A 15,525-nucleotide genomic window follows, 5' to 3' on the forward strand; every position below is an offset into this window, starting at 1 on the left:
CCGGGGGCGCACCCACGCTCGTGTACCTTGCCGCACGTGATGCTGCGGGTCCGCGTGCTCGTTCTATTGCTCCCCATGCTTCCAGGCTGTGCCACGGGCACCTTGACCCTGGTTGAAGGAAGCCTCTACCCCAAGCACTTCCAGTTCGTCACGGTCGTCAACCAGCAAGGCGATGAGCCGGGTGGATGGCGTGCGGCTTGTCTCCACGTGCCCATCAGGAGAGACATCGGTGACGCGTTCATCTGCAAACTGGGTATTGAAATGCCAATCAAGACCGAAGTGGATGGCATGATCTCCGCGCCGCTGGCGCAACGCATCGCCGCCGACTGTGCCAACCTGGCCGCACAAGTCGCCCTAGGCTCCACTACGCCCACAACGCCACTGGGGTTTGCCTGTGAAAGCTTCAAGGGAGCTTTTCACTCGACGCTGAGGAACGCCCTCAGAGGCTCCGTCGTCAAGACGATCTGCCATAAGGCCACTGAGCCCGTTGTCGTCGGCCAGTAGAACCATGTCCTTCTCAGCAGACGAATTACTGGCTGTGGCGAGACGCTACTGGCGCTCTGACAGGCCCTACGATTACAGCTTCGACACCAGCCTTGAGAATCAAAGGCTCCAGGATCTTTGGGAGCAGGAACTGCGCAAGCTCGAAGAGTGGTGGGCGTTCCTGGATAGCCTCAGGAAGGAACTTCCAGGACTCACCATTGGGGACGCCACCGCGACGCCCGATGCCTGCTTTCGCTGTGCCGCATACTCACCCCGTACGAGCGAGCCCGAGCGCCCCACCCGGTTCATCGTCGTCGGCTGCGTCAGCATCCTCGCGCCCGTCTACACCCTCTACGGCGTGGAGTACGCGAGCAGTGACATCAAGCGACGCAAGACCCGGGTCTACTTCGAGCCGCTCCCCTCGGACATGCGGCAGACGGCGGAGGTCATCGCCAGAAGGATTGAAGCCACCTTCACAGTGACCGCGCTTCCTCGTGAGATCGCCGAGACCCCCATTCCGCTCTTCGTGGAGCCCCTCAAGCCACCACAGACCACGCTCTTTCACGCGTTCTTCACGAGCGAGCCCGATCGCCTGCCCTGACCCGGCGTCGCTACTTGCCCAGCGCCTTCTCGACTTCCTTCGCCACGTCCTCGTGGCTCGCCACGCCCTGCCAGGCGGACACCGCGCGCCCCTGTCGGTCCAGGATGACCGCCATGGGCATCGACCGGATCGGCCCGAAGGCGCTCTGCCCCGCGATGATGCTCTCGCTGGCCAGCAGCACCGGGTAGTTCAGCTCGTAGTGCTCGGCGAACGGCGCCAGCACCCGCTTCCCATCCAGATCCATCCCCACCGCCACCACCCGGAAGCCTCGCGGGCCGTAGTCGCGCTGCAGCGCCTGCAGCGTGGGGATCTCCGCCACGCACGGAAAGCACCAGGTGGCGAAGAAAGTCACCAGCACCACCTGCCCCGAGAGTTCCGCCGGGCTGTAGCGCACCGGCCCCACCCCGGGCAGCTCCAACGCTCCGAGGAACCCTTCGCCCGGAGCCTCCACGGCCTTCGTCGTCCGGCACGCGGCAAGCCCCAATACCAGGGCCCACGCCAGGGCGCGGCGCGACGGCCTCATGCCTCGGTCTTGGGCGAGCCGGGAATGCGCTGGCAGTCCTTGCACAGGCCGTACAGCTCCATCTTGTGCGACGTCACCGTGAAGCCGTGCTTCTTCGCGACCGCCTCCTGCATCGCCTCGATCCGATCGTTCTCGAACTCGACGATGCGCCCGCACCGGGTGCAGATGAGGTGGTCATGGTGGTGGCGCCCCGCGGCCGCCTCGTAGCGCGTCTGCCCGTCTCCGAAGTTGCGCGCGTGCGCCAACCCACAGTCGTTGAGCAGCTTCATCGTCCGGTACACGGTGGCCACCGACACCTTGGTGTCCTGCTCGCGGACCTTGTTCCACAGCTCCTCGACCGAGAGGTGGCCGCCCACCGAGAAGAAGGTATCGATGATGAGGCTGCGCTGGCGCGTGCTCTTCAGCCCGTGCTGCGCCATGTAGCGGTTCAGCACCTCTTCCTTTTCCTTCGACTCCGCGTTCACGAGCAGCGTGCCTCCCCCCAACAGGGTTTCATCCTCTATCTGACGGGTCCTCGGCCCCATGGCGCTACCTTCTCCTACCCACTGGGCGGAGAAGCGCTCCCTCCGCCGCTACCTCGGCGTGAACTTGAACTTGCGCCGGGCTCAGGCTGTTTACATTGGACTCTGTCTGGCTCATTGACACCCGTCCAGCGTGGAAGATAGAGGCAACCGCCTTCGTAAACGAGCATTTTTCCGAAACTTTCCCCATGAATAGCCAGTGGCAGAGAAGACGGCAGCCCGATGATGTCCCCACACCCGTCGCGGTGGCCGTCTCCGACTTCTGTCGGCGCGCCAAAGCGGCCGCCTCCCCCTCCGAGGTCCGTGAAGCCCTCGCGCTCCTCACCGAGGAGGAGGACTTCCGTGTGCGCACCCTGACCGACACCGAGCCAGAGGCCTCGCCCCTGGGGCCTTTCGCCGTGATCGACATCCTGCGCGGGACGGCCGCCTCCCTGGCCTCTCAGCGGCAGGCCTGCGGCTACTACGAAGTCGTTCAGGAGCTGGCTCGGGTCCACGAGGAGAAGAAGCCCGATCCCCTCCCCGCTCAGCCCGCGGTGCCCACGTTCGCCGCGCCCCCGCCCCGCCCCGCGCCCGCCGGAGAGGCCTCCGCCGAAGGCAGCCAAGGGAAGGACGGCAAGGCCAGCCGCTCGGGTGCGCCCACCGTCCAGGAGCGCATTGCTCCCCGGAAGCGCGCCACCGAGGCCGAGGCGCCCGAGCCGTTCGAGTCCGAGGACGATGCGCCGCGCTTCCTCAAGCGGGATCTGCCCAAGCCCCGGGGCCGCTTCACCCAGGTGGCCGCGCCCAAGGGCAGCTACCAGACGCTGGTGCGCGCCGAGGGCAAGGACGTCCTGGAGCCGGCCATCGAGCAGAACGAGCACCGCTTCGCGCTGCTCAAGTCCCTGGCCGAGCAGTACAACGGCTCCAAGGGCGAGCTGAAGATGCCCGACGTGGAGAGCGTGCTGCGCCTGCACGATCTGCTGGACCCCCTGGCGGACCGGGAGCGGCAGGCCATCCTCGCCGCGTACACCGAGCACCGGGGCGCCGCGGGTCGGGTGGCCTGGGCCCTGGGGCTCAGCCCCTCGGAGCTGCAGCGGCTCATCTCCACGCTCCAGCTCCAGCAGGAGGTCGAGGACGTGCGCGAGCGCTTCCGTCGTGAGGCGCTGGGCTCCCGCCAGCTCACGCAGCGCCTGGATATGCTCGGCCGCGACAAGTACCTGGTGGATCTGGGAATCAAGAAGCGCTTCTCGGAGATGCTCCGCAAGGATCTGGAGGCGCTGGTGGACGACGAGCTGCCGGACGCCCAGAGCCTGTCCGGGCTCGCCGAGGCCGTCTCGCGCAAGCACGGCGCCCCGCAGGAGCTCGTCCTGCGCGCCATCGAACGCCTGGGGCTGGCGGACTCACTGCGTGAGCAGCTGGGCGCCGACTCCGATCACTCTTTGCCCTGACCGAGGTTCAACCATGCCTATCTACGAGTACTCCTGTCAGAGCTGTGGGAAGACCATCGACGTGCTCCAGAAGATCAGCGATCCGACGCCCGCCGCGTGTACCGAGTGCGGCGCCGAGGGCTCGCTGAGCCGCGCCATCAGCCGCTCGAGCTTCGTGCTCAAGGGTGGTGGCTGGTACGCCGATCTCTACAGCTCCACCAAGAAGGATGGCTCCAGCAGCAGCTCGGACTCCAGCAGCAGCAGCTCGTCCAGCAGCTCGTCCAGCAGCTCGTCGACTTCGACTTCGTCTTCGTCCTCGTCGAGCAGCAGCTCATCCAGCGCCTCCCCGGCGCCCGCCGCCGCAGCCGCCAGCAAGTCTTCCTGAGCGCACCTCGCGGCTCAGGCACGGGGATGTCAGGGGCCCGGTCATCGAGGCCCCCGTCCCCGTGCGTGAAGGCGTGAGCAGTCACCTGCTCCCTGGGGCATCTTGCCGATGCGCCAGGAGGGCCGGGGTTCGACGGGCCAGGCAGAGGAGCGCCTGAGCTTCACCCCGACCCCTTTGAGAGCAGGCGAGCCATCCGGCTGCCTCGTCTCCATCATCCCGCACGCCAGCCACCTCACACCCGGAGTGGGTGTGACTCCGCCCGCCTCGCGGCCGACGGAGAACGTGCGCTGGAGGAGTTCACGGGATGATTTTCAACGGCACCCTGACCCTCATCACCCAGGTGAAACCCGAGGCGGTGGAGCCGCTCGCTGCGCTCCTGCGGCAACTCGACCAGGAGATGCGCACCCAGGAGGCCCACCCCTTCGACGGGCTGGAGGCCATTCACTTCGCGCACTGGAGCATCCTCGAGCATCGCTACCTGCTCTTCGGCGCCGATCTCTGCCTGGAGGGGGCTCCGCCAGGCAAGAAGGCCCGGCTCCAGGCCTGCGTCGAGCAGTTCGTGGCCACCCTGGCGAAGCCGCGGAACGCGGACTGCGCCGCGACGTTCGACACGCTCTACAGCCACTGCGTGGACTATCCGGGGCCGCTCCAGAGCCACCCCGGCAAGGTCACCGACTACCTGCGGCTCAACGCGGTGGACTACACCGCGAGGCACGTGGACTTCGCCTACCGCGTCGCCCCGGTGCGGGGCATCCGGGAGATCATGAAGCTGCGGAGCGCGGTCGAGCAGCACCTGGACACGCCCTCCTTGGGCTCGCGGCCGGAGCAGCTCGAGCCCCGCCAGGTCCACGAGACCCTGCGCGGCAAGCTCGAGAAGCTCCTCTCGGGTGAACTCTCGGACGTGCGGTGGGAGAGAGACCTCGCCGCCGCGCAGTTCGAGGCGGCGAGCATCCGGCTGGGCTACCTGGTCCCTGGCTTCCTCCTGGGGTTGGTCGTCAACGCCCTGGAGCGGCTGCGCAAGAAGGAGCACACACGCGAGTACCCCGAGGTCTCGGATCGGACCCGGCGGGAGATCGAGGCGCGCCAGCAGCCGGTGCAGAACTCGATGATCCTGATCACCGCCATTCCCGAGAGCTGGTTCGCCCGGAAGAAGCAGCGCTTCTTCCTGAAGCTCATCAACCTGCGGCTCCAGCGCAACGTGGTGGGGCTCAACGACATCCGGACCATTCACTTCGCCCGGTGGCTCACCTTCGAGCGCAACGGGCAGCGGCGGCTGATCTTCATGGTCGCCTACGACGAGAGCTGGGACGCGTACATCGACTCGTTCATCGACAACGACGATGTGAGCCGGTTCCTGAAGGCCATCTGGAGCCCTACAAAGGGCTTTCCCCAAGGCATTCCCTTCGTGGAGCCCTTCAAGGAGTGGATCCGCAGCGTGCAGTCTCCGACGCTCGCCTGGTACAGCGCCTACCGGCACGGCAAGACGCGCCTCCACGCGGACACCTCCGTGGGCATCTCCGTCACCGATCTGCACGAGGCGCTGCAGCTCCGGCGGGTGCTCACCCGTCCGAGCCTGCACGGCCTGGGCAACACCCTGGCCCGCCACATGCTGAAGACCTTCCTGGAGCAGGGCCGGTTCCCCTTCCAGAAGAAGCTCATGAGCGTGGGCGAGTCGAGCTACCTCGTCCTGGCGGTGCTGCTGTCCCGCCTCGGCCAGGGACTGACGGATTACAGGAGGAGACTGCATGTCGCTTTGGGGAAGAAGGCCGAGCGAGGAACCCTCGGGGTCGCGTCCCAGCCCGCTCTCGTGGCGCAAGAGGCGAGTCGCCCCTGACTACGAGCAGGAGCGCAAGGACATCCAGGGGCTCCTCCTGCATGGCTACAAGCGGATGGAGGTCGCCCGCTTCCTGCTCCTGGGCATCAGCGAGGCCCGTGGGTGCAGGGCGTGGCTGCGGGAGCTGCTCCCCGAGCTCACGAGCAGCGCGGACAAGTCGCCCGAGGTGCTCGACCAGGAGAGCTCGTGCGCGAACGTCGCCTTCACCTGGCCGGGGCTGCAAGCCCTGGGGCTGGAGCCGGAGGCGCTGAAGACGTTTCCCTTCGAGTTCCGCCAGGGCATGGCCGAGCGAGCGCACCTGCTGGGAGACTCCGGGGACAGCCACCCCGAGCGCTGGGAGTTCGGAGGCCAGGGCTCCCAGGGAGTCCCCCAGGAGCGCATCCACGTGATGCTGATGCTCTACGCCACGGACGAGGACGCGATGAAGGAGGTCCTTGCCCGGCACCGGGATCGGCTCGCGGCGGCGGGGCTGGTGGAGCTCTACTGCCAGCCCGCGGCTCACATGAAGGAGAAGGTGACGGTCCAGGGCAAGGAGCACGTGTTCTTCAAGGAGCACTTCGGCTTCCGCGACTCCCTCTCCCAGCCTCGGATCGCCGGGTTCCGGGATCCCGACGTCGGCGCCGCCGACTACGACCGGCCCATCGCTGCGGGAGAGTTCATCCTCGGCTACGAGAACGAGTACGGCGAGAAGCCGATGTCTCCCCGAATCCCCGCCGCGAAGGGAGACACGGATCTGGGCCACAACGGCACCTACCTTGTGCTGCGCAAGCTCCACCAGGACGTCGCCGCCTTCGAGGCCTTCGTCAAGGAGCACCAGGACCTGGCCGCCCGCTACACCTCGGAGCCGGAGAAGCAGCGGACCTGGCTGAAGGCGAAGCTCATCGGCCGCTGGCCCAACGGCGCCTACCTGCGGCCCGGTGAACACGAACAACCCCAGTGCCCGCACATGGATGCGCACGGGATCGCCAACGACTTCAACTTCCGCTCCGACAAGGAGGGGTTCGGGTGTCCGCTGACGTCCCACGTGCGGCGCGCCAACCCGCGCGACTCACTGCCTCCCGATCGCAAGCTGTCGATGAAGCTGAGCCGCCGGCACCGGATCCTCCGCCGAGGCATCCCCTACGAACGGGCCGGAGAGCAGGGCCTGCTCTTCATCGCGCTCAACGCCAACCTCGGGCGACAGTTCGAGTTCGTCCAGGAGAGCTGGATGAACAACGAGAAGGCCGGTGGGCTCTATGACGAGCGGGATCCGGTCACCTCGAACCAGGACAGCGGCCGGCTGACGCTCTCGGCGCAGCCCCTCCGCCAGAGTGTGAGAGGGCTCACGCGATTCGTGACGGTGAAGGGAGGCGGGTACTTCTTCCTCCCAGGGCTCGCGGCGCTGCGGCGGCTGGCGGCCCCCGCTGGCACCCTGGAGCCCGAACAGGCAGCCACGTAGCAGCCCGGCAGTCCTCCGCTTTGGTTGGAGCCCACTCCATCTCCGAGGAGGGCTGCCATGGAACCCACGTACGACGGAGAGCTTCGGCATTTCGAAGCGCTCATCCGCCAACACCAGCCTCAACTCCACGGGTTCGCGCGCAGACTCTGCCGTCAGGGAGGAGTCGAACCCGAGGATCTGGTCCAGGACACGCTGGAGCGCGCGCTGCGCCGACGGGAGTGGCTCGCCGCGCAGAACGAGCGCATGCGCCTGGCCTGGCTCTACACCACGCTGCGCCGCCGCTTCCTCGATCTGCGCCGCCACCAGCGCGTCGAAGAGCTCGTCGGCGCCACGCTGGAGCTGATCGAGGCGCCCGTGCTGATCCGCCAGAAGCGGCAGTGGCTCCTCTGGGAGCGCGTCTCCGATGAACAGTTGCGCGAGGCCTTCGAGCACCTGAAGCCCTCGTTGCGCGAGCCCCTGGAGCTGCACGCGCTGGGGCTTCGCTACAAGGACATCGCCCAGCGGGTCGGCGCCACGGTGGGCACCGTGGGCGGCAGGATCTTCCAGGCACGTCAGGTGTTGCGCGCGCGACTCGTGGCCCGCCTCTCGGATGAGGAGCCGCAAGAAATGGCGGGCTCCCCGTCCTGAAAAATGACGGAGCCCATCAGCCACCGTCGTTTCACTTCACTCGCAGGGACATTCATGAAAGCCAGATCGCGATACGCAGCAGCTCCTCTCCTCACTCCTCCTCCGGCTCACTCCGAGCCCGGGCACACGCGGCAGGTCCACCGCGGACGCTCGACGCCTCCTGGGCTCACCTTCCCGAAGACCTCGGAGACCGCGCTCCGGCTCGCCTTGCGCATCGTCGCGGGCGCCGTCTTCATCACGCTGGGGCAGATGAAGTTCTTCGACAGCATCCTGCTGGGCACCGATGCCGTGACGCTGCCGACAGGGCCCGAGGGCTTCGCGCAGTACCTGGGCGCCATCGGCGTCCCCTTCCCGCTCCTCTCCGCGTACATGGTCTGCATCGTGGAGATGATCTGCGGCGTGGGCCTGGTGCTCAGCGCCTTCCTCCCCGCGCCCGCGATCCTCACGCGCCTGACCGCGCTGCCCCTCTTCATGGACATGACGGTGGCCATCCTCACCGTGGGGGTGCCCAACCTCATGGGCGATCCGGTGCGACTGGAGGGCATCGCCGTCACCCATCAGGTCTGGAGATTCCCGCTCGAGTCCGCCCTGTGGCTGGCTGCCTTGGTCCTCCTGGTGCGGCCCCTGCCCAAGCGGGAACCTACCCCTACGTACGCTCCGAGCGGGTCCTGATTCCCCTCCAGCAGTGCGCGGCGAACTCACGCCGCGGTGGCGCGCTCAGGCTCGCTACCGCGGCGTTGTCGTTTGGGGGGGCACGCCCGCCTCCCTGCCCTCCAGGCGAGCGAGGCCGCGCGCAAACACCTCCGGCCTCACGTCTGCCCCGTGCCCCCTCCACCCAGCAGCGGTGGGGGAGTCCCCCCGCCCAAAGGGAGGTACGTCGATATGGTGCATCACGGCGCAATGGAGATCCGCGGTATCAACCCCCCTCGCTCGCGCTATCACGAGCGTGGGCGCTTCGGCAGGCTCTTCCCGGGGCTATCGCCGTTCGCGGTAGACACGCAGGATGTCCGGGAGCGGCTGCTCGAGATGGGAAAGCGCGGCGGCGTGATGGACCCTGGCGCGGACCCCGCCGCCAACCCGCCCAACCCGGCGAACCTTTCGGCGGGCTTCACCTTCCTCGGGCAGTTCATTGATCACGACATCACGTTCGATCCCACCTCCAGCCTGGAGCGGCAGAACGATCCCGAGGCCATCTCCAACTTCCGCACGCCGCTGCTGGAGCTGGACAACGTGTACGGCGCTGGTCCAGTGGCCTCGCCCCAGTTGTACGACGCGAGCAACCCGAACAAGTTCCTCATCGACGCGTCGGCCCCGAAGGATCTGCCGCGCAACAGCCAGCTCACGGCCATCATCGGCGACCCCCGCAACGACGAGAACCTCATCGTCTCGCAGTTGCACCTGGCGTTCCTGAAGTTCCACAACGCCGTCGTCGATGACCTGACCTCCAAGGGAACGGTTCACCGCACGGAGATCTTCGCGGAGGCGCAGCGGATCGTCCGCTGGCACTACCAGTGGATGGTGCTCCACGAGTTCCTGCCGCACACCGTGGGAGCCTCGGTGGTGGAGGACATCCTGAAGAACCGCCGCGACAACCGCTGCTACACCTGGCGGCATGAGCCGTTCATCCCCGTGGAGTTCGCCGTGGCGGCGTACCGCTTCGGCCACTCGCAGGTGCGGCCCGGCTACCGCGTGAACGCCAACTTCGCGGCGCCGATCTTCAACGCCACGCTCGATGCCTCGGTGGCCGATCCGAATGATCTGCGCGGCGGCAAGCGCTCCGATCGCCGCTTCGTGGAGTGGAAGTTCTTCTTCCGCATCGAGCCCAACTCGACGCAGGTGGGCCTGCGCATCGACACCACGCTGTCGCCCGCGCTCTTCGAGCTGCCCTTCATCCCGCCGGGGGCTCCGACCACCGATCCGCAGTCGCTGGCGCAGCGCAACCTGCTGCGCGGGCTGGTGTTCGGGCTGCCCTCGGGCCAGGACATGGCGCGCGCCATGCGCATCAAGCCCCTGAGTCCCGAGGAGCTGTCGGACGTGAAGCACCTGCGCTTCGATCGCTCGACGCCGCCGTGGTTCTACATCCTCCGCGAGGCGGAGCGGCGCGCGGAGGGCAAGACGCTGGGGCCGGTGGGCGGCCGCATCGTGGCGGAGGTCTTCGTCGGACTGGTGGAGGGCGATCGGCTCTCGTACCTGCGGGCCGATCCGGACTGGAAGCCCTTCCTGGGCTCGAAGCCCGGGGAGTTCTTCATCGGTGACCTGCTGAAGTTCGCGGGCGTGGCGTAGCGAAGCGCAATGCCCCTCTCTCCTTCGGGAGAGGGGGGAGTGGAGGGTTACGGATATGACCGCGCGAACTCCCCGGAGCACCTTTTCGCCCCGCCGTGGCGGAGCCCTTCTCGCGAGGAAGGGCCCTCCCCGCTCGCCCCGCTGGAGGACCCGATCGGCTCGGCCCGAGCCCTCTCCCGCGCCAGCACCGGCCGTCGCGCTGGAGCTGGTGTGCGTGGGGCTGTCCCACCGGACGGCCCCGCTGGCGGTGCGCGAGCGGCTGGCGCTGACAGAAGTAGATCGCGCCGGGCTCCTGCAACAGTGGGGACAGGCGCCCGGCGAGGCCATGCTGGTTGTTACCTGCAACCGGGTGGAGGTGTACGTGGCCACGCCGGACGCGGTGGGGGCCCGGGCGCGGGTGCGCGAGGCGCTCGGGCGGCTGGGCGGCCCCGAAGTCCTGGAGCACCTCTATGAGCACCAGGGCACCACCGCCCTGGAGCACCTGTTCCGCGTGGCCGCGAGCCTGGACTCCCTGGTGCTGGGCGAGGCGCAGATCCTGGGCCAGCTCAAGGCCGCCTTCGCGCAGGCTCGGCAGGCGGGAGCGGCGCGTGGGGGGCTCACGCGCATCTGCGCGGCGGCCTTCTCGTGCGCCAAGCGCGTGCGCACCGAAACGGCCATCGGCCAGGCAGCCACCTCCATGGCCTCGGCGGCCGTGGCGCTGGCCACCCAGGCCTTCGGCACGCTGTCGGACAAGACGGTGCTGGTGGTGGGCGCCGGGGAGATGGGCCAGCTCGCCGCTCGGCACGTGAAGCAGGCCCGGCCCGGGCGGCTGCTCATCACCAACCGGACACAGGCGCGCGCCGAGGCGCTGGCCGCCGAGGTGGGCGGCACGGCACGGCCCTTCGAGGAGCTGCACCTGCTGCTGAAGGAGGCGGACGTGGTGGTGTGCTCGACCGCCTCGCCGCTGCCCCTGTTCACCCGGGAGAACGTGGGCGCGGCTGGCGCGCTCCGCCCGCTGCTCATGCTGGACCTGGCCGTCCCCCGGGACATCAGCCCGGACGTGGCCGAGCTGGCCGGGGTGCGTACCTACAACGTGGACGACATCCAGGCCTTCGTCGCCGAGAACGAGGCGGCGCGCGCCGAGGAGGCTCGCAGGGCCCACGGGTTGATCCTCGAGGAGGTGGCCCGCTTCAGCCGGGAGCGCGCGGTGCGGGATGGCGTTCCCGTGCTGGCGCGGCTGCGGCAGCAGGCCGAGCAGATCGCCCGGGCCGAGTCGGAGCGAACACTGGTGGCGTTGGGCGAGGGCCTCACGGACAAGCAGCGCAAGAGCGTCGAGGCCATGGCGCGGGCCATCGTCAACAAGCTGCTGCACGAGCCCACCGCGTGCCTGCGCTCCGGCGCCGAGGGCGAAGAGGGCCAACTGCTGGCCGAGACCGCGGCCCGGCTGTTCGGACTGCTGGGCGAGGCGCCACGCTGAGCGGCGCTGGCCGGAAACTGGCGAGGCCCACGCGGGCGACGCACACTTCGCTTCGTGCCCTTCGCTCCCTCCAAGCGCCCTCCCCGCCGTTGTGTCCTGTGCGGCCACCCGGAGTTGACGGATGCGCGGGGCCTGGGCCGCTTCCTGCTCGTGCCGGATCCCGATGGCCGAGGCCCCGTGTGCCCGTCCCAGCGGGGGTGTCATTCCCTGGCTCGGACCACGGAGCCGCTGACGCAGGCCACCCGGTGAGCTAAAGCAGGGCTCCCACGCGCTTCACGCCTCGGGAGGCCCTTCGTGAAGAGATTGTCGGTAGTTCTCCTGGTCCTGGTGGCAGCCGGCTGCAAGTCCCACACGCAGGTCGCCCCGGATGATCGCGCCACGCTGGAGCAGACGCTCACCGGCCCGGACGCGGATCGCTTCCTGCGCGTGTCCTTCTACGTCACCCCCTTCTTCGGGGACGCGTCGCGGCGGCTGCTCACGCCCTATCCGCCCGAGGACGTGGACATGCTCAACGATCGGCTCGGCAAGCCCATCAACCCCGGCGCGGTCGAGGCCACGCTGGCCGCGGGCGCCAAGGCCCGCATCCGCAAGGTGGAGTTCCCCACCGCCTGGGTGGTGGCCGAGCGCGTCCTCTATACGCCGCGCACCTGGCCCTGGGTCTACGTGGACGTGGAGGGGGCGCCGCCCGGGCCTCCGCTGGTGCTCGTGCTGCCGCCCCACCACAAGACGCGCGAGGAGTTCCTCGCCGAGGTGGAGCGCTCCCTGGCGGTCCAGGATCTCGCCCCGCGGATCGCCGCCTTCAACGAGCAGGTGCGCGAGGCCGTCCGCCAGAAGAAGGCCGTCACCGGCATGCCCTCCGAGGCGCTGGAGATGGCCTGGGGCTACCCCGAGACCATCAAGCGCACCCTCGAGGGCACCACCCGCAACGAGGAGTGGATCTACCCCCGGGGCCGGCGCCGGGCCTACCTCAGCGATGGGGTGCTGGTCCGCGTGGAGGAAGGCGCTCCTCCGGCGGCCCCGAAGTAGCCGCTCTGAAGCTCAGCGCTGGCGACGGCGGCGGTTACCACCACCACCCCCACCGCCCCCACCGCCCCGCTTGCCGCCGCCCTTACCGCCGCCCTTGCTCGCCTGGGCCTCTCCGGGCCGCGTCAGCCGGGGCAGCTCGCCCGCCATCACCGGCCAGAACTCGCCCTTGAGCAGCTCCACCACCAGTTGCTCCTGGGTGGCGATCGGCCGCTTGAAGAAGGTCGCCCCGCGCCCTACCTCGTCCAGCGAGCCACGCGCGTCGCTGCCGCCGATGCAGGGCAGGTTCAGGGCCTCGGCCGCTTCCACGGCCAGGTCATTGGCCGTCTGCTTCACCTTGGCGTTGTAGCCCTCCACCGCGCTCAGCAGGTTGAGCGAGCGGATGAAATCCATGGGCGGGTTGGGGAAGTCGCGATCATACGGCCGCGCCGCGACGATCGCCGCCCCCATCCCCTTCACCTTGGGCAGGCACTCGACCGCGCTCCACGGCTTCTCGCGGTTGCTGCCCCACATCTGTACCGGCTCGGGCGCCAGCTCCGGCTTCGGGAAGAAGCACAGGTACTGGCCCTTGTCCGTCACCAGCTCCAGCCCCACGAACACCTTCACCTTGGCCTTGGCGCCGATCTCGAACAACTCGTCGCAGCCGTCCTGGGTGTTCGTCTCGGTAAAGGCCACGGCATCCAGTCCGAACAGCGCCGCCCGATCGAGCACGGCGCGCGGATCCAGATCGCAACCCTTCGAGAGATGTGAATGCGCGTGCAAGTCGATCAGCATGGGCGCCGCTCCCTAACAGGCTCGATGGAGCCTGTCGAGTCTCGGCGCTCACCGGCGCCGATCAGGCGTACGCGTAGGACTGGAACAGCCCCTTCTGATTCTGGGTGTTCTTCTCCTCATAGGTGCGGATGAGGTAGCCCATGAGCATCAGCGAAGAGGTGTTCTCCAGCACCCGCGAGGGGTCCTTGGAGATCAAGTTCGCGCTGTAGTTGAGGAAGAACTGGGCCAGATCCTCGCCCGCCTCCTTCACGATCAACGCGTTGAGCGCGGCCGGGTCCATCGTCCGGATCGCGTTGATGAAGTCCACCGCCAGGTCTTTCTTGCTCTTGACGTCCACGTTACCCATCCCCCGTCGCCCCCACCCTCCCCAGGACCCGTTTCCCAGGCTCGGACCTTGATGCGACCTGCGAAATCTAGGCACGTTCCCCCACCTGCAAACCCCCACATGCCGGATCACGCTTGCTCGCCAGGTTTTTGACACCCTGAAAGGGCGTGTGCGATAACCACTACACGCTACGTCGTATCACCACAGGAGGGGTCGGCGATGTTCACGGGCGTGAAGGTTTTCTCTGCCACGAAGGCCAAGGAGCGCGAGGAGCTCGGCGAGAACGTGACGCGTTGGCTCAAGAGCAACGCCGATCTGGAGATCGTCGACCGCGTGGTGTGCCAGTCGAGCGACAACGAGTTCCACTGCTATACGCTGGTGCTCTTCTACAAAGCGAAGTCCCAGCAGTAGGACCGCTCCCCTACCCGCTGCGCCCCTGAGCGTCCTCGGGGGCTTCTCCTCAGGCCTCGCCAAGCCCGAGCGTGCCGTCCCATGACGGCACGCTCCGGTAACGGGCGAGGCTTCAGTCGTTCCCGTCGTCGTCGTCGTCGTCGTGCTTGCGCTCCTTGTGGTCCTTGCCCTTGCCGTCCTTCACCTGGTCCGCGGCCGTGTTGAGCAATTGCTGGTAGTCGGCCTTGCGCGGGCCGCCGGGACTCAACTCCTGCGTGAGGAACTCCGAGAGCAACGCGGGGCTGCCCACCTCTCGCGTGCGCACGTGGAGGAAGTTCGTCCCAGTCTCCGACTTGTGGCACCCGCTGCACGTGGCCACGGCGAAGGCGCGGCGCACCTCCTCGGTGACGCCTGGCACCGGCCAGGCCAGGGTGCTGGGCACCGGCGCGGCGGCCGCGAGGAAGGGCTGCCCCTGGTATGAGGAGGGCACCACGTGCTGCCCGGCGAGGATGGCCGGAGCGTTCGCGCTCGCCCAGGCCCCCAGCGTGGCCGAGCCGATGAGCGCCGCGTTCACCTCCTGCTTCACCGTCGCCGGCCGGAGCACCCCGTAGCTGCCCAGCACGAACTCGCGCAGCTCCCACAGCTTCGGCTCCACCGGCGAGAGCGGCACCTCATTGGTGCGAATCTGTAGCAACGCGCTGCCATTCACCCTGCCGCGCGCCGCCTTCTCCTTCGTGAACTCGCGCGTCACGCTGTGCAGCTTCTGATTGTAGTTCCGGCCGAATGGATGGGTGCTCAGCTCATGCCAGCGGCGCGCCCAGGTGTGGATGTCCTTCTTGTGGGAGATGGGCAGCTGGTACTCGAAGATGACGGTGAAGGCCAGGCGCTCTCCGTCAGGCCCCAGCGCGCCGAAGACGAAGCGCCCCTGCCCCGCGTGCCCTGGATCCGTGGAAGTGGGCAGGCGCCGCAGGTCCGGCCGGTACACGATGGCCAGCAGCCGGAAGGGCGCCTTGGCGAAGTCCAGCACGCAGCGATCGTCGCTGCCCGTGCAGCCGCTGGCCGCGCGCCACGGATCGACGATGAGCGAGCGGATGCGGGGCCGGGCCGGAATCACCTGCCCATTCACCGTCTGGTCCTGCTCCCACGTCTTCAGCCAATAGAGGACGTACTGCGAGCGCCCATAGGGCGACTGCCACTGCTCGGGCATCATCGAGTCGATGAGCCGCCCGAAGGACCAGCCTCCCTCGGGATCGGTGTTCGACTTGCCTGGCGCCCACTTCGTATAGAAGGAGTCGTCCACCACGCTCACGTCGGTGATGAAGAGCTCGCGCGCTGGATCGATCGCGGCGAGGTCCACCACCTCGTCCTGGCGCGCGGCGGTGACCTGGAGCTCCTCCCCCTCCTCCGCGGGAGGAGCACAAGCGGCCAGCACCACCAGAGCGCCCATGAAGCACCACGA

At 68.2% G+C, this 15,525-nt stretch carries 17 protein-coding genes; 12 read left to right on the top strand and 5 right to left on the bottom strand.

From position 1 onward, the window contains the following. The first annotated feature begins 36 nt into the window (after nucleotides 1-36). Nucleotides 37-504: a hypothetical protein gene (locus tag SYV04_RS34135; RefSeq protein WP_321550195.1), complete on the top strand. Its 468-nt coding sequence runs from the start codon at nucleotides 37-39 to the stop codon at nucleotides 502-504. A gap of 34 nt (nucleotides 505-538) precedes the next feature. Beyond that, a complete protein-coding gene (locus tag SYV04_RS34140; protein ID WP_321550196.1) occupies nucleotides 539-1,084 on the top strand; it encodes a hypothetical protein in 546 nt (181 codons plus the stop codon). Nucleotides 1,085-1,094: 10 nt separating this feature from the next. Here SYV04_RS34140 and SYV04_RS34145 read toward each other — a convergent pair whose 3' ends face one another. Together SYV04_RS34145 and SYV04_RS34150 are read right to left on the bottom strand one after the other, a co-directional pair. Then, nucleotides 1,095-1,607, bottom strand: a complete 513-nt coding sequence (locus SYV04_RS34145; RefSeq protein ID WP_321550197.1) for a TlpA family protein disulfide reductase — start codon at nucleotides 1,605-1,607, stop codon at nucleotides 1,095-1,097. Then, nucleotides 1,604-2,026, bottom strand: coding sequence for a Fur family transcriptional regulator (locus SYV04_RS34150; RefSeq protein WP_321550434.1), 423 nt, complete (start codon nucleotides 2,024-2,026; stop codon nucleotides 1,604-1,606). Before SYV04_RS34150 ends, SYV04_RS34145 begins: the two co-directional genes overlap by 4 nt. Nucleotides 2,027-2,316: 290 nt before the next feature. Between SYV04_RS34150 and SYV04_RS34155 the strand changes: the two genes are divergently transcribed. From SYV04_RS34155 to SYV04_RS34195, 9 genes are all read left to right on the top strand, one after another. Continuing rightward, nucleotides 2,317-3,552: a hypothetical protein gene (locus SYV04_RS34155; RefSeq protein ID WP_321550198.1), complete on the top strand. Its 1,236-nt coding sequence runs from the start codon at nucleotides 2,317-2,319 to the stop codon at nucleotides 3,550-3,552. Between the two features lie 13 nt (nucleotides 3,553-3,565). After that, nucleotides 3,566-3,916, top strand: coding sequence for an FmdB family zinc ribbon protein (locus SYV04_RS34160; RefSeq protein ID WP_321550199.1), 351 nt, complete (start codon nucleotides 3,566-3,568; stop codon nucleotides 3,914-3,916). A 304-nt stretch (nucleotides 3,917-4,220) separates the two neighbouring features. Continuing rightward, nucleotides 4,221-5,750: a hypothetical protein gene (locus tag SYV04_RS34165; RefSeq protein WP_321550200.1), complete on the top strand. Its 1,530-nt coding sequence runs from the start codon at nucleotides 4,221-4,223 to the stop codon at nucleotides 5,748-5,750. Further along, nucleotides 5,662-7,188, top strand: a complete 1,527-nt coding sequence (locus SYV04_RS34170; protein ID WP_321550201.1) for a Dyp-type peroxidase — start codon at nucleotides 5,662-5,664, stop codon at nucleotides 7,186-7,188. Before SYV04_RS34165 ends, SYV04_RS34170 begins: the two co-directional genes overlap by 89 nt. Before the next feature lie 57 nt (nucleotides 7,189-7,245). Continuing rightward, nucleotides 7,246-7,815 (top strand): RNA polymerase sigma factor, encoded by a 570-nt coding sequence (locus tag SYV04_RS34175; RefSeq protein WP_321550202.1) that lies wholly within the window; start codon nucleotides 7,246-7,248, stop codon nucleotides 7,813-7,815. Between the two features lie 54 nt (nucleotides 7,816-7,869). Further along, complete coding sequence (locus SYV04_RS34180) at nucleotides 7,870-8,487, top strand: DoxX family protein (protein WP_321550203.1); 618 nt, start codon at nucleotides 7,870-7,872, stop codon at nucleotides 8,485-8,487. A gap of 210 nt (nucleotides 8,488-8,697) precedes the next feature. After that, complete coding sequence (locus SYV04_RS34185) at nucleotides 8,698-10,098, top strand: peroxidase family protein (RefSeq protein WP_321550204.1); 1,401 nt, start codon at nucleotides 8,698-8,700, stop codon at nucleotides 10,096-10,098. A gap of 199 nt (nucleotides 10,099-10,297) precedes the next feature. After that, nucleotides 10,298-11,554 carry a glutamyl-tRNA reductase gene (gene hemA, locus SYV04_RS34190; RefSeq protein ID WP_321550435.1) on the top strand — a complete coding sequence of 419 codons (1,257 nt, stop codon included), beginning with the start codon at nucleotides 10,298-10,300 and terminating at the stop codon, nucleotides 11,552-11,554. 294 nt (nucleotides 11,555-11,848) lie between these two features. Then, nucleotides 11,849-12,580 carry a hypothetical protein gene (locus tag SYV04_RS34195; RefSeq protein ID WP_321550205.1) on the top strand — a complete coding sequence of 244 codons (732 nt, stop codon included), beginning with the start codon at nucleotides 11,849-11,851 and terminating at the stop codon, nucleotides 12,578-12,580. Between the two features lie 12 nt (nucleotides 12,581-12,592). Here SYV04_RS34195 and SYV04_RS34200 read toward each other — a convergent pair whose 3' ends face one another. Both SYV04_RS34200 and SYV04_RS34205 read right to left on the bottom strand, forming a co-directional pair. Next, on the bottom strand, nucleotides 12,593-13,351 hold the full coding sequence (locus SYV04_RS34200) for a PHP domain-containing protein (RefSeq protein WP_321550206.1): 759 nt from the start codon (nucleotides 13,349-13,351) through the stop codon (nucleotides 12,593-12,595). Between the two features lie 61 nt (nucleotides 13,352-13,412). Continuing rightward, nucleotides 13,413-13,688, bottom strand: coding sequence for a hypothetical protein (locus SYV04_RS34205; protein ID WP_321550207.1), 276 nt, complete (start codon nucleotides 13,686-13,688; stop codon nucleotides 13,413-13,415). Between the two features lie 207 nt (nucleotides 13,689-13,895). Between SYV04_RS34205 and SYV04_RS34210 the strand changes: the two genes are divergently transcribed. Continuing rightward, nucleotides 13,896-14,087, top strand: a complete 192-nt coding sequence (locus SYV04_RS34210; RefSeq protein ID WP_321550208.1) for a hypothetical protein — start codon at nucleotides 13,896-13,898, stop codon at nucleotides 14,085-14,087. A gap of 112 nt (nucleotides 14,088-14,199) precedes the next feature. Here the strand turns inward: SYV04_RS34210 and SYV04_RS34215 are convergent, their stop codons facing one another. After that, nucleotides 14,200-15,513 (bottom strand): hypothetical protein, encoded by a 1,314-nt coding sequence (locus SYV04_RS34215; RefSeq protein ID WP_321550209.1) that lies wholly within the window; start codon nucleotides 15,511-15,513, stop codon nucleotides 14,200-14,202. Between the last annotated feature and the right edge of the window lie 12 nt (nucleotides 15,514-15,525).

Source organism: Hyalangium ruber (assembly GCF_034259325.1).
Taxonomy (GTDB): domain Bacteria; phylum Myxococcota; class Myxococcia; order Myxococcales; family Myxococcaceae; genus Hyalangium_A; species Hyalangium_A rubrum.